At 65.8% G+C, this 13,575-nt stretch carries 13 protein-coding genes; 7 read left to right on the top strand and 6 right to left on the bottom strand.

Annotated elements, in window-relative coordinates; all coding sequences use genetic code 11:
- Positions 1–41: 41 nt before the first annotated feature.
- Entirely contained in the window at positions 42–2,081 is a 2,040-nt protein-coding gene (locus I4X03_RS19860; RefSeq protein ID WP_223469974.1) for a putative bifunctional diguanylate cyclase/phosphodiesterase, read from the bottom strand.
- A gap of 391 nt (positions 2,082–2,472) precedes the next feature.
- On the opposite strand from I4X03_RS19860, the gene I4X03_RS19855 reads away from it, so the two are divergent.
- From I4X03_RS19855 to I4X03_RS19835, 5 genes are all read left to right on the top strand, one after another.
- Positions 2,473–5,193 (top strand): Calx-beta domain-containing protein, encoded by a 2,721-nt coding sequence (locus tag I4X03_RS19855; protein WP_223469973.1) that lies wholly within the window; start codon positions 2,473–2,475, stop codon positions 5,191–5,193.
- A 9-nt stretch (positions 5,194–5,202) separates the two neighbouring features.
- A complete protein-coding gene (locus I4X03_RS19850) occupies positions 5,203–5,850 on the top strand; it encodes a putative outer membrane beta-barrel protein (RefSeq protein WP_223469972.1) in 648 nt (215 codons plus the stop codon).
- 135 nt (positions 5,851–5,985) lie between these two features.
- On the top strand, positions 5,986–7,083 hold the full coding sequence (locus I4X03_RS19845; RefSeq protein WP_223469971.1) for a sensor histidine kinase: 1,098 nt from the start codon (positions 5,986–5,988) through the stop codon (positions 7,081–7,083).
- The gene (locus I4X03_RS19840; RefSeq protein ID WP_223469970.1) at positions 7,080–7,862 is read left to right on the top strand and encodes a LytR/AlgR family response regulator transcription factor; all 783 of its coding nucleotides are present in this window, start codon (positions 7,080–7,082) and stop codon (positions 7,860–7,862) included. Before I4X03_RS19845 ends, I4X03_RS19840 begins: the two co-directional genes overlap by 4 nt.
- Positions 7,863–7,952: 90 nt before the next feature.
- Positions 7,953–8,135, top strand: coding sequence for a hypothetical protein (locus tag I4X03_RS19835; RefSeq protein WP_223469969.1), 183 nt, complete (start codon positions 7,953–7,955; stop codon positions 8,133–8,135).
- 97 nt (positions 8,136–8,232) lie between these two features.
- On the opposite strand, the gene I4X03_RS19830 is transcribed toward I4X03_RS19835, so the two are convergent.
- From I4X03_RS19830 to I4X03_RS19810, 5 genes are all read right to left on the bottom strand, one after another.
- Positions 8,233–8,793: a histidine phosphatase family protein gene (locus tag I4X03_RS19830; RefSeq protein WP_223469968.1), complete on the bottom strand. Its 561-nt coding sequence runs from the start codon at positions 8,791–8,793 to the stop codon at positions 8,233–8,235.
- A gap of 8 nt (positions 8,794–8,801) precedes the next feature.
- Positions 8,802–9,290 carry a DUF6644 family protein gene (locus I4X03_RS19825; RefSeq protein ID WP_223469967.1) on the bottom strand — a complete coding sequence of 163 codons (489 nt, stop codon included), beginning with the start codon at positions 9,288–9,290 and terminating at the stop codon, positions 8,802–8,804.
- Positions 9,290–9,628 carry a DUF6152 family protein gene (locus I4X03_RS19820; protein ID WP_223469966.1) on the bottom strand — a complete coding sequence of 113 codons (339 nt, stop codon included), beginning with the start codon at positions 9,626–9,628 and terminating at the stop codon, positions 9,290–9,292. The genes I4X03_RS19825 and I4X03_RS19820 overlap by 1 nt, the downstream gene beginning before the upstream one ends.
- Positions 9,629–9,711: 83 nt before the next feature.
- Positions 9,712–11,130, bottom strand: a complete 1,419-nt coding sequence (locus I4X03_RS19815) for an aminotransferase-like domain-containing protein (protein WP_223469965.1) — start codon at positions 11,128–11,130, stop codon at positions 9,712–9,714.
- 1 nt (position 11,131) lies between these two features.
- Positions 11,132–11,344 carry a DUF2970 domain-containing protein gene (locus I4X03_RS19810; protein ID WP_223469964.1) on the bottom strand — a complete coding sequence of 71 codons (213 nt, stop codon included), beginning with the start codon at positions 11,342–11,344 and terminating at the stop codon, positions 11,132–11,134.
- 213 nt (positions 11,345–11,557) lie between these two features.
- Between I4X03_RS19810 and I4X03_RS19805 the strand changes: the two genes are divergently transcribed.
- Together I4X03_RS19805 and I4X03_RS19800 are read left to right on the top strand one after the other, a co-directional pair.
- Complete coding sequence (locus I4X03_RS19805) at positions 11,558–12,271, top strand: c-type cytochrome (protein WP_370660536.1); 714 nt, start codon at positions 11,558–11,560, stop codon at positions 12,269–12,271.
- 1 nt (position 12,272) lies between these two features.
- A complete protein-coding gene (locus I4X03_RS19800) occupies positions 12,273–13,556 on the top strand; it encodes a cytochrome c (protein WP_223469963.1) in 1,284 nt (427 codons plus the stop codon).
- The last annotated feature ends 19 nt before the right edge of the window (positions 13,557–13,575 follow it).

The raw sequence follows: 13,575 nt of genomic DNA, 5'->3' as shown, positions 1-13,575 counted from the left end.
CCGGGCGCGGTTGGCATGGGAAGCGCGGCCGGGACGGTGCGCTAATGCATGTCGCGCGCGTAGCGCGAGAAGTGTTCTTCCGAGATCGCCTGTTCGTACAGGTAGCCCTGGTAGGCAAAGCATCCGGCATCGGACAGGAACTGGCGTTGGCCGATCGTTTCCACGCCTTCGGCAATCACCTGCAAACCAAGACTTCCGCTCAGTGCGATGATCGAGCGCACGATGGCCGCGTCGTTGCGGTCGGTCAGCACGCCGCGCATGAACGAGTGGTCGATCTTGAGCTGGTCGATCGGCAGGTTGCGCAGGCACACCAGCGATGAATAACCGGTGCCGAAATCGTCGAGCGAGAAACTGATGCCCAGCTTGCGCAAGGCGCGCATCTGCTGCGCGGTGCTGGCAAAGTCGGTCACCACCAGGCTTTCGGTCAGCTCGAACTTGAGCCCTTTCGGATCGGCGCCGGTCTGGCGCAGGATGGTCTCGGTCATCGCGACCAGGTTCGGCTCGACAAACTGGCGCGCGCTGACGTTGACCGACAGGGTCAGGTGCGCGGTGTCGGGCTGGCGCTGCCAGATGGCCAGCTGGCGGCAGGCGGTGCGCAGCACCCAGATGCCGATATCGACAATCAGGTCGGTCTCTTCGGCGGTGTGGATGAAGTCGGCCGGCAGCCGCAGTTCGCCGTTGGGCAGGGCCCAGCGCAGCAGCGCTTCGGCGCCGGTGACGTGGTTGTTCTCGTCCATTTGCGGCTGGTAGTACAGCACGAACTCATTGTTGCGCAGCGCGCGCTGCAGGCCGGTTTCGAGCTCGGCCCGCGCGAACAGCGCGGCCTGCATCTCGGGATCGTAGAAGCGGAAAGTGTTGCGCCCGCTGGCCTTGGCCTGGTACATCGCGCTGTCGGCCTGCTTGAGCGCCGATTCGACGGTGTCGCTGGCGCCGGAAATGACCACCATGCCGATGCTGGCCGATACCGCGTAGCTGAAGTCGGCCAGCTTGAACGGCGCGGCCATCGCGGTGACGATCTTGTGGGCGACCGTCTCGGCCTGCATCGCGGCCGCGTCGCGGGTTTCGTCCTGCGGTGCGATCAGGATCACGAATTCGTCGCCGCCGATGCGCGCCACCATGTCCGCTTCGCGTACGCTGTGTTCGAGGCGGCGTGCGGCGGCCTGCAGCAGCATGTCGCCGGCGTCGTGGCCGTGGGTGTCGTTGAGAGTCTTGAAATGATCGAGGTCGCAGAACATCAGCGCGCCGAACTTGCCGGTGCGCGCGCTGCCGATCAGCGCGCGGCGCAGGTGGTCGAGCAGGTTGGCGCGGTTGGGCAGGTCGGTCAGCGGATCGTAAAACGCGAGCCGGAAGATCTTGTCTTCGTGCTGCTTGCGCTCGCTGATGTCGGTGCTGATCGACATGATCTTGCGTGCCGCCGCGGGACTGTGGCCATTTCCCCTGCCGAGCAGGGTCCAGCGGCTGTCGGTATGCGCCAGGCTGCCGTCGCGGCGGCGCTGGCACTGCTCGCCGCGCCAGTCGCCTTCGTCCAGCGTGGTTTCGTAGGCCGTCCGGAACGCGTCATGGTCTTCGTACAGGAGCTCGCACAACAGCTTGCCTTCGGCCTCGCCGGCGCTCCAGCCGTACATGCGCTCGGCGCCGTGGTTCCAGTAGGTGATGCGCGAGTCGGTGTCGATGACGACGATGGCGTCGCGCGCCTTGTCGAGCAGTGTGGCTTGCTCGACCACCTTGAGGTCGGCCTTGCGTACGCGCGTGAAGTCGGCCATGAAGCCCTGGATCGCGACGGCCGTGCCGTCTTCTTCCACCAGCGCAGCGCCTTGCTCCCACACCCATTTGATGTCGCCCGCCGCGGTGACGATGCGGTAGGTCAGCTGAAACGGCTCGCCGGTGTGCAAGGCCTGGTCGACGGTGCGCGAGGCCTTGTCGCGGTCGTCCGGATGGATGACGCTGCCGAAGGTGACGTCACCGTCCCGGAATGCCGCTACCGGGTAGCCGGTCAGCTTTTCGATGCCGGGACTGATGTATTCCATGCGCCACGGGTGGGCGATTTCGCAGCGGTACACCACCCCTGGAAGATGGTGCAATAAATGCTCGAGTGACAATGCGCCCGCGTCGTCGGGTGGAACATTGGATGACGCGGCAGGAAGGTCCGGGCTCATGGTTCCATCGCAGAGAAAATTCGGGATGCACGGCAATAAAGTAGCATAGAAAATAATTCGTTTGTCATATGCAATCGAAAAAAACACGCCATGCGCGCATTTGTTCAGCCTCCTTTTTGTTGTCACATGACAACGAGATTCGCGCTATTACAACTGTTTGATATCTCTACAGCAATCTGTTCTTGATCTTGGGAAAGATCGCTCGCTACACTCGCGCATGGCCCCAACAACGCCAGCACCCCAATACCGAGCCCCAGCATCCGCCTCGAATCTGTCCGCCGGACACCACATCGTCTATTTCTTTTGAGGGCTCATCTTGGCCACGAGCATCGTATCGGTATCGTTTTCCAATGGTTTTATCGGCACTGCGTCGAAAACCAATGAATCGTCGTCGTCGTCGTATTTGACCGCGCTTGGCTGGTCGAATTTCCAGTTCCAGCAAGCCACGACCACGGGTCTGTTCGGCGGTAGCCAGGGCAACGACCTGTCCGGCACCATCCTGATCACCGATGCCGCGGGCGTCCAGCACAAGATCGACGGCGTGATCAACTGGCGCGCGCCGAGCGGCGCGGTCAGCACAATGGTGTTCTACGCGACGGGCAACAGCAACCACACGCTGGCCACCACAGGCGGCGGGTTCACGGTGATCGATCCGAATACCGAAGCCAATGGCGACCCGCACAGTTTCATCGGCCTGACGTTTAACGGACAGGCGTTGTCGATCAGCGGCGGCAAGGTGTCGGGCAACGCGGCGACCAGTGGTTTGCTGACGACGCTTAATGAATACCTGGCCGCGCAGCCGCAGCTGTCGGTCAACGATGTGGTGGTTGACGAAGCGGCCGGCGCAGCGACCGTGACGGTCTCGCTGAGCAAGGCGACACTCGATACCGTGCTCGTAAAATACAGCTTGCAGGACGGTACGGCCATTGCCGGCACCGATTACACCGCCGACACCGGGACGCTGACGTTCGCGCCCGGCGAACTGACCAAGACGTTCCAGGTTGCGCTGGTGGACAATGCGACCGTCGACGGCGCACGTGACATCTCGGTGGTGCTGAGCGACAGCGCTTTCGCAGCGATTACGGATAATCTGGGCGTCGTCACCATCACCGACAACGATGCCGCGCCTACCCCGCCGGTCGTGGTCGTTCCTGTCATCCCGGCCCCTGTGCCGGTTGACCCGGTGCCAGAACCGACACCAGATCCGGTTCCCGTCCCTGTTCCAGTGCCAGACCCTGTTCCTCTGCCAGTCCCGGTACCTGTCCCAACACCAGTTCCAACACCGGTTCCAACACCGGTTCCAACACCGGTTCCAACACCTGTTCCCGTTCCCGTTCCTGTCCCGGAGCCTGAACCAGAGCCAGAGCCAGAGCCAGAGCCCGAACCGGCCCCGGTAAAACCGGTTCCGGCGCCACCGGCACCACCGGCAGCACCGGCGCCACCGGTGATGGAGACCGGCCTCGATGCGAAATCGGACGACGGCAGCAGCAACAACGATGGCGTCACCAGCGTGCGCGATCCGGAATTCACGCTCAAGGGCAACGGCCTGCTGGTAGCGGGTGGAAGCGTTCGCCTGCTGTCGCCAAGCGGCGAGGTGGTCGGCGCGGCGACCGTTACCGCAGCGGACCTGCTCACCGGCGCGGTCAACGTCGGTCCCGGACCGCTCGACGACGGCGTGTACACTTTCACCGCGCAGATCTTGAATGCCGCCGGTGCGATTGTCGGCCAGGCGCCGGTATCGGTGACGGTCGTTACCGACCTGGACGGCGTTGCCCCGTCGGTGGAGCTGGCGGCCTACAATGGCGACTACAACAAGGATGGCATCCTCGACTGGCAACAGAACTCGGTGGCTCACATGCCGCTCGCCTCGCTTGCCGATTTTGCGTTGGGCAAGGCCGCGCCCCTGGCGTCGTTCGGCGCGGTGATCGCGGGCAGCATCGGCGCGGGAACCGACGCTGTCGTACTGACCGCCGGCGCCCAGCTGAAAGACCTGAGCTTGTCCGGCCTGCCGGCCGCGCTGCCGGAAGCACTCCGTGCGGCGTCCCCGGTATTCAATTTCACGATCAGCCCGGAGAACAATGTCGCGGCGCTGCCCGACCTGGCGCCGGATCGCCCCGGCCTGCAAACGCGGGTGGTGATCGACCTGGGCTTGAGCGGTGTCGTATCGAACGACTTCGTCAAATTCGACCAGGCATCGCAGACCTGGTACAGCTTCCTCGACGACCAGGACCTGACCACGATGGATGACGGCGCCACGCTGGTCGACCTGAACAACGATGGACGGATCGACCGCATTGTCCTGACCCTCACCGACGGCGCCCGCGGCGACGATGATGGCGTGGTCAACGGCGTCATCGTCGACCCGGGCCTGCTGGCATTCGACATGACGGCGCCGGACCAGGTCTTCAGCGTTCGCCTGGCAAACGGCGAGCTTTACTACACCGCCGACATCGCCGACGCCCAGGGCAAAGCGGCCGGCGCCGGCAACGTGTTTACCGGTGTCGCGTTCGACTCGATGGCCGGTGCGCCCGGCGCAAAGCATGTGTCGTCGTTCTACCAGCCGTTCACCCTAGACATGACGTTCGCGGTCGATGGCGACGCCTTGCCGTACGCCTGCTACGAGATCGTCAAAGGCTCGGCGGGCTTCATGGCGGCGGCGCCCGGGCAGGCTGGCGTCAATATTCACCTGTACCAGAATGCCCGTGGCCTGACCGAACTGGCTTCAATGGCCGAGGCCGCGAGCCAGGGCCTGGCGGCGCTGGGCTACACGGACCGTGGCGCCAGGTTTAGTGTCACCGTGGATAATGCTTTCAAGTTCGATGCGGAAGGCTACCTGATCGCCAACCATGACAATGCGGCGGTCAAGGACCTTGTCGCGCAGCTGGCGCGGACGTACCAGTCGACCAGCGACGCCGGCTTTATCGACGCCGTCGAACAAAGTTACTTCACGCAGGTCCAGCTCGTTGGCGTCGCGCACGGCGCCGCCGCCACCGCTGGCGACCTGAATGCCGTATTCGGCACATCATTTGGCAATTGAGGAGTAAGGATGAGGAAATTGAGCCTATTTGCCCTGTTCGCCGCGGCCACGCTGTCGGCCTCGCAGGCGATCGCGGCCGAGCCGCTGCGCTACTGGGGCGTGCATGCCGGCGTCAACACCTTGCGGCACTGGGATGCCCAGATCGATTTCGGCGCGGGCACGCCGCTAAATGGTCGGATGGAACTCGACCGCGGGCTGCATGGCGGCCTGGTCATCGGCCGCCAGAAGGATCACCTGCGCTACGAACTCGAGTACGAGGCCGGACGCCTGGAGGTGACGCGCCTGACGCTCGCGCCGCTGAGCGAGGCGGTCGACGCCAACGGCCGCTACCAGGCGCTGTTCGCCAATGCGTTCCGCACCGACCAGCTGTCTGAATCGGTCGACAGCTTCATCGGCGGCGGCATTGGCTGGGGCAGGACGACCCTGCCGCTGCTGGGCGTGGGCGCCAGTTGCAAGTGCTTTGGGCCGGCCGAAAAGAGCGGCTTTGCGTGGCAGTTGCGTGCCGGCCTGGGCTACCGCGTGGCCGAGCGCGACAGCATCGTATTGCAGTACACCTGGCTGAACCCGCCCAAGCCGGCAGGCGACGGTCCGCCGGCCATCAGCTACGCGCGCCGCCGCTTTGGCGCGATCACGCTCGGCTACACGCGGCAGTTCTAAGCTCCCCGCGCCAGTTCGGTCGACAGCAGCGTCACTTCGCGCCAGCGGAATCGCGTTTTATCGCAGCTGACTTGCCCTCGGTCTGCCGGGTTGGCACAATGCATTTTCATTGTGACCAACTGAACAGGGCAAGCGATGTCCCCAAGTATCGAATCTCTCGCCATCAAGCCGCGCGCGCCGATGCGCCGCCTGCTCGACGAGTTGCGCATCGCGCTGGTCATCGGCGCGATGGCGGCGCTGGTGATCACGCTGGTGGTCGGCAGGCCTGAGAGCTTGTTCGAGCAGCTGGTGTTTTCAATCAGCATCGCCGTGATTGGCTTTTCGATGGTCAACGGCCCGCGCATCTGGTTGCTCGACCATCCACGGCGTAAACCATTGTCGTGGCCTGCGCTGATCGCGCTGATGGCATTTGCCGCGCCGGTCGCTCACTATTCGGGCCTGGTGTTGGGCAGCCTCCTGTTTGGTTTCAAAATTCCCGGCATTGCCGACTATCCGACACTGCCGCGGGTCAGCATGATTGTGTTCACCTTTCTCGGCCTTATCATGATGACGGCGATCGTGATCCATCGCGAGCGCCTGCGCCGCGTCGAGCAGGAACACCACCAGGCCCGCCTGCGTGCCGAAGTCATCGAGCGAACCGCGCTGCAAGCCCAGCTGCGCCTGCTGCAGGCCCAGATCGAACCGCACATGCTGTTCAACACGCTGGCCAACCTGCAAGGATTGATCGCCCTCGATCCGGGCCGTGCCAGCGAGATGCTCGACCAGCTGATCCAGTACCTGCGCGCGACCCTCGGCGCCTCGCGCAGCGAGAGCACCACACTGGCGCAGGAGTTCGCCGCGATGGAGGCCTATCTTGGGCTGATGAAAGTGCGGATGGGCGCGCGGCTGTCTTACCGCCTCAGCCTGCCGCCCGAACTGCGCGGCGCGCGCGTGCCGCCGATGCTGCTGCAGCCGCTGGTCGAGAACGCCATCGTGCACGGCCTGGAGCCGGCGATCGATGGCGGCGCCGTGGACATCGGCGCCACCGCGGAGAACGGGGTGCTGCAGCTCAGCGTGCGCGACAGCGGCTGCGGGCTGACCGGCGCGCCAGCGTCGCGCGGCGGCGGCATCGGTGTCGCCACCACCCGCGAACGCTTGCACGTGCTGTATGGCGAGCGTGCCGCGGTCGTCATCGAAGCGGCACTGCCGCAAGGCACGCTGGCCCGATTGCATTTTCCACTGGAGAGCACATGACCATCCGCGCCCTGATCGCCGAAGACGAACCGATCCTTGCGGCCACGCTGGCGATGACCTTGCAGCGGCTCTGGCCCGGCCTGGAGATCGTCGCCACCGCGCCGAACGGCATTGCCGCAGTCGAACAGGCACTTGCGCTGCGCCCCGATGTGCTGTTCCTCGACATTAAGATGCCTGGCCAGACCGGGCTCGAGGCGGCTGAAGAGCTGGCGGAGCACTGGGAAGGCCCGGCGCCGTTTCCCCAGGTCGTGTTCGTCACCGCCTACGACCACTATGCGGTGCAGGCGTTTGAACAGGCCGCCGCCGACTACGTGCTCAAGCCGGTCAACGAGGCGCGCCTCGGAAAGACCGTCGAACGGCTGCGCGCGCTGCTGGCGAGCAAACAGGATGGCGGCGGACTGGCGCACCTGATCGGGCAACTGCGCGCGCTGGTGCCCGACGCGCCGGCCGCGGGGCGGCTGACGATGGTGCGCGCCGCGGTCGGCCATGGCGTGCGCTTGATCCCCGTGGCCGAGGTGGTGTATTTCCAGGCGGTCGACAAGTATGTCAACGTCGTCACGGCCGACAGCGAAGCGCTGATCCGGGTGCCACTCAAGGAACTGCTGCCGCAACTCGACCCGGAACAGTTCCGCCAGATAAGCCGGAGCATGGTGGTCAACATGGCCAGCGTCAGCTGCGCAAACCGCGATGCGATGGGGAAGATGGTGCTGGCGTTTCGCAACCGGCCGGAAAAGCCGCGTGTCAGCCCGCTGTACGCGCATTGCTTCCGTGCCATGTGATGCAGGCGCAGCGTAAATAAGCTTGTGGGGAAACCAGCGATTCAAGTAGGATCGTAAGATTTTCTGGCTTTGAATTGATGTGGAGACATTTTGGACAATCATCACCTTCCGCGCCCTGACCGGGCATCCGCTGTCAAAGTCGACCTCGCCATTGCCGTCCAGTCGGCGCAAGGTACGCTCGCGGCGGCGCACTTCCTGAAAACCGCGGGGATTCCATTCCCGGTAGCATTACGGGTGTTGACCCGTCCGCATCGCCGCCGCTACGTCGCGTAAAGGCTGGCGAACCTCAAATCGATCCCAGGGCCACCGTCATCGGCCGCGCCCACATTGTTTCCGCCCACGGCCCGGCCATGCCGCACGCCGCTACCGTCTATGGCGTCGCGCGGCCCAGCACGGTCAGTGTGCGCGGCCCGTCCAGCCGGACAATCGGCATCTCTCCGGACGCCACCGATACACCTGTCAAGGCGCTGATGTTCAGGGCATGGGTGACCAGCACCAGGTTGCCGGCCGCAGCGGGGCGCTGCGCCAGAAACTTGTAGAGTTCGGTGTGCTTGTCCTCGCCGCTGCGCTCGCTGTCGTTGAAGACGGAGTCGAGCATGGTTGCGGGGCGCACCTTGCCAAAGGCGATGGTGGCGGTGTCGACACAACGGCACCAGCGGCTCGACAGCACGTCGGCAACCGCGATCGCGCGGGCACGGAATGCGGCGCCGATCCGCATCGCATCGGCCCGTCCTTCGGCGGACAGGTTGCGCTGCGTACTGCAATCGCCGAGCCTGAATCCGCGCGGGTCGCCGACACCGGGGACAGTCTGGGCATGGCGCATCAGAACGATGTTGCCGCCTTGCTTGAGCTGAGCCCAGAAGGCCTCGTCGATCGCCGCGCTGGCGTTGAGGCTGATTGAAAGCAGAAAGAGCAATAGGAGTCGTGTCATCGGGGTCCTCAGGTGTAGGCAAGCAGGCGGCCGCAGCTGATCACGGCGATCCAGATCAGCAGCGACGCGGCGGCATGGGCTTTGGCGGCAAGCGGGGCAGGGGCGCCATCGTTCCAGCCGACCGCCCCGCGATAGGGGCCGGCATGAAAAATCGCCGCGTTGACACCGGCAGCGGCGATCAGCGCGAGCTTCAGCTGGAATACCGTGCTGCCGGCAAAGTCATGCGGATGGGCCGAGAACATCATGAATCCGGCAGGCACGATCAGCGCAAGGGAGGCCAGCGCCCATGGCAGCAGATGCCGTCCCAGCGCCTTGAGCGGCAGCGCACGGGCAAAGCCGAGCACGCGCAGGTCGAACATCGCCACCGAGCCGACCAGCACCGCAAAGCCGACGATATGGACGATCTCGACGATCGGATACATCCACATGCTGCCGCGCATGGCTGCCGCCAACGGGCTCGCTTCAAGCCAGCCCAGCAGGCCGGCGCCGTCCGGCATTAACGCAGCTCCGTGGTCTTCCCGCCGATGGTGATGCGTTCGGCGCGCATCTCTTCGGGCTTGTTACGGTGCTGGTAGCCAAGCACGCTGGCGCTCGCGCCCTTGGTCAGCGTCGCCGGTGCGAGCCCGCGGTTTTCCATGCGCGAAGGCGGCGCCAGCACCACCAGCCAGGTCTTGTCGCCGGCTTTCAGGCGGACGAAACCATGCGGGTGCATGTAGCCGGATTCCTCGATGGTGCCGCTGACCTGCAGCGGTTTCTCGGCGTTGTACTCGCTCCAGCCGTGGTGGGCGCTCGCGTGGGTAGTGAACAGCAGCGTCAACATGGCAAGCCATTTCATCGTGCATCTCCCGGGTTGTGCGTTGTGCGGAAGTCAATTCTACGTCAGGCGCGGGCGCGCACGCGTCGCTGTCCCGCTGTTTTTCACACGTCGCTGGCCACCAGCAGGCGCCCCAGCGTCGCCATCGCGGCCTCGGCGCGCGCGTCCCACGGATGGCCGTAGTTCAGCCTCAGGCAATTGGCGAAGCGGCGCTGCGCCGAGAACATCGGCCCCGGCGCGACGCTGATGCCCAGCGATAGCGCCTGGCGGTGAATCTCGATCGTGTCGGCCCGTCCGGGCAGCTCGACCCAGATGAAATAGCCGCCATCGGGCCGGGTGGCGCGGGTGCCGGCAGGGAAATGGCGCTCGACCGCTTGCAGCATCGCTTCCTGCTGCGTTGCCAGCGCGTGGCGCAACTGGCGCAGGTGCTTGTCGTAGCCGCCCTTGGCCAGATAATCGGCCAGCGCGGCCTGGGCCGGCGCCGAGGCCGACAAGGTGCGCGTCAGCTTCAGGCGCGCCACGTCGCGGGTGAACCGTCCCGGCACCGCCCAGCCGACCCGGTAGCCCGGCGCCAGGCTCTTCGAGAACGACGAGCAATGCATCACCAGGCCTTTCTTGTCCCAGGCCTTGGCGGGCAAGGGCCTTTTGCTGCCGAAATACAGCTCGCCATAGACATCGTCCTCGATCAGCGGAACAGCATGCGCAGCCAGAAGTTCCACAAGTGCCTGTTTTTTCGCATCCGGCATCAGGCAACCCATTGGGTTCTGGAAATTGGTCATCAGCCAGCAGGCCTTGGGCGCGTGGCGTTCCAGCGCGATGGCCAGCTCGGCCAGGTCGATGCCGTCGCGCGGATGGGTCGCGACCTGGATCGCGCGCACGCCGAAGCCTTCCAGCGCCTGCAGCGCGCCGTAGAAGGCGGGCGATTCGATGATCACGGCGTCGCCCGGCCGCGCCACCGCGTGCAGGCACAGGTTGAGCGCTTCCAGCGCGCCGTTGGTAATCACGATTTCGTCGGTGTGGACCGACATGCCGTCGGCCAGGTAGCGCAGCGCGATCTGGCGGCGCAGGCTGGCATTGCCGGGGGTAAGGTCGTCGACCGTGCTCCATGGATCCATCGCCTGCACGCTCGAGGCCATCGAGCGCGCCAGCCGGGGCAGCGGAAACAGCAGCGGGCTGGGAAACGCCGAGCCGAACGGCACCACGTCGCGCATGCGGGTCGATTCGAGGATGTCGAACACCAGCTCGCTGACGTCGATGGCGGTCGAATCGCCGTCCGGGCGGGTGCCGAGCCCAGGCTCGGGCAGCTGGGCCCTGGCGCCGGCGGTCACGTAATAGCCGGAGCGTTCGCGCGCGCGGATCAGTCCGCGCGCTTCCAGCAGGTAGTAGGCCTCGAATACGGTCGACGGGCTGACGCCGCGGCTGGCGCTGGCCTGGCGCACGGACGGCAGGCGATCGCCGCGCTTCATCACGCCGGCGCGGATCGACTGGGCTATTTCTTCGGCGAAGGCTTCATACAGCTTCATGTCAGGCGATCGCGTATCGCGCGAACGCGACCAGTACCCCGATAAAGATGGCCACGCCGAGCAGGGCGGCGATTACCACATGGAAGGGGTTCATGCCGCCTTCCACGTCGTCGTCGAAATCGCGCTTGCTGCGCAGTCCCGTGAACGACCAGGCGATCGCCTTCATGGTCCGGCCGAACGAGCGGGTGGATGGGGTGTCGTCAGGGTTGCTCATGTGCGCCTCCAGGTGAATCTGCATTGTCCTCCCGGAATCGCTTGCAGTACAGTGGCAGACGCAAGAAAAAATAGCATATCAGATGCGCTTTCCCGCTCTGGGCGCGACGCCGCGTGCGAGTCCGGAACGGGCAGCGCAGTTGCCATCTGATCTGCAAAAATTGCGCTCCGCTGCTTCTGTTTTGCCGTGCCAGCCTGCCGGACAATATCGGTCATGAAGACAATCGATACGATGTTCGCCGCGCTGGCCATGCTGGCGATTCCCGCCGCCGCGCAGCAAGTGGCGGTCCCCGACACGATCGCCCAGCGCGCGCTCGCCTGCGTCGCCTGCCATGGCAAGCAGGGGCGCGCCACCAGCGAAGGCTATTTTCCCCGGATCGCCGGCAAGCCGGCTGGCTACCTGTACAACCAGCTGGTCAACTTCCAGCATGGCAGGCGGCAGTATCCGCCGATGACTTACCTGATCGACCACATGCCCGATGCCTACCTGCGTGAAATCGCTGGCTATTTCGCGGCCCAGCATCCGCCGTATCCGGTTGCGCCGCCATCGCGGCTGCCGGCGGCGGCGCTGGAACGCGGCCGCGTGCTGGCGCTCAGCGGCGACCGGTCCAGCAAGATTCCGGCGTGTAGCGCCTGCCATGGCGCCGCGCTGGGCGGGGTGCAGCCGGCCACGCCGGGCCTGCTGGGCCTGCCGCGCGACTATCTCATCGCCCAGATCGGCGCGTGGAAGAATGGCGCGCGCCGCGCCGCCGCGCCTGACTGCATGGCCCAGGTCAGCCGCCAACTGAGCCCGGACGATGCGGCCGCGGTCGCTGGCTGGCTGGCCGCGCAGCCGGTTCCTGCCGGAATGCTGCCGGCGCCCGCGCCCGCCGCGCCGATCCGCTTGCCGCTCGCCTGCGGCAGTGTCCCACCATCCCACGGGCAGTAACATGAAACGACTATTGCTTACCCTTGCCGCTGTCCTCGCGCTGGTGTCGCTGGCGATCGTCGCCATGCAAACCTGGCGCGATCCCGGCGCCGATGCCGTCGCCGTCCCGGTGGCCGACACCCTTGCCCAGATCGACAAGGGCAGGTACCTGGCGCGCGCCGGCAACTGCATGGCTTGCCACACCGCCCGCGGCGGCCAGGAATATGCGGGCGGGCGCGCCATCACTACGCCCTTCGGCAACCTTTACGCACCCAACGTCACGCCGGACGCGGCGACCGGCATCGGCAGCTGGAGCGCCGACGACTTTTGGCGCGCTCTGCACAACGGCAAGTCGAAGGATGGCAGCTTCCTGTATCCGGCGTTTCCCTATCCGAACTACACCAGGATGGTGCGGGCCGATTCGGACGCCTTGTATGCCTATTTCCGCACCATTAAGCCGGTGAACCAGCCGAACCGCGCCCATGGGCTGGCGTTTCCGTATAACCAGCGCGTGCTGCTGGCGTTCTGGCGGACGCTGTACTTCACGCCCGGCCAGTTCCAGCCGCAGCCGAGCCGGGGCGCCGAGTGGAACCGCGGCGCCTACCTGGTGCAGGGCCTCGGGCATTGCAGCGCCTGCCACTCGGCGCGCTCGGCGCTGGGCGGCTCGCTGGCGCAGGATGGCCTCGGCGGCGCCCTGATGCCGGGCGCGCTCTGGTATGCCCCGGCACTGTCGTCCGATCCGGTTACCGGCCTGGGCGACTGGCCTGAGGCGGAGCTTGCCCGCCTGCTCAAGACCGGCGTGTCCGGGCGCGGTGCCGCGGTCGGGCCGATGGCGGAAGTGGTCAAGGCCAGCCTCCAGCATCTGTCCAATACCGATGCCGGCGCCATGGCGGCTTACCTGAAAAGCTTGCCAGCGACGCGCGGCGCCACCGTCGCGGCGTCGGCGGGCCACGCGGGCGACCCGCACAGCGTGCTGCGCCTCGGCGCCAGGCTGTACGAGCAGCACTGCGCCGCTTGCCATGGCGCCGACGGCAAGGGCGCGCCGCCAGCGTACCCTGCGCTGGCCGGCAACCGGGCGCTGGCGCTGGGAGACGCGACCAACCCGATCCGCATCGTGCTCAACGGCGGTTACCCGCCCGGCACCGCCGGCAATCCGCGTCCCTACGGCATGCCGCCATTCGGCGCCGCGCTGACCGATGTGGAGATCGCGGCCGTCGTGTCCCTGGTCCGTTCCGGCTGGGGCAATGGCGGAAAGCTGGTGTCGCCGCTCGACGTCAGCCGCCTGCGCGGGGTGCCGGCCGACTAGTGATGTGGGAATTACAAGT

The organism is Massilia soli, from assembly GCF_016809835.1.
GTDB classification, from domain to species: Bacteria; Pseudomonadota; Gammaproteobacteria; order Burkholderiales; family Burkholderiaceae_D; genus Telluria_A; species Telluria_A soli.
This window is presented reverse-complemented; position numbering and strand designations above follow the sequence as displayed.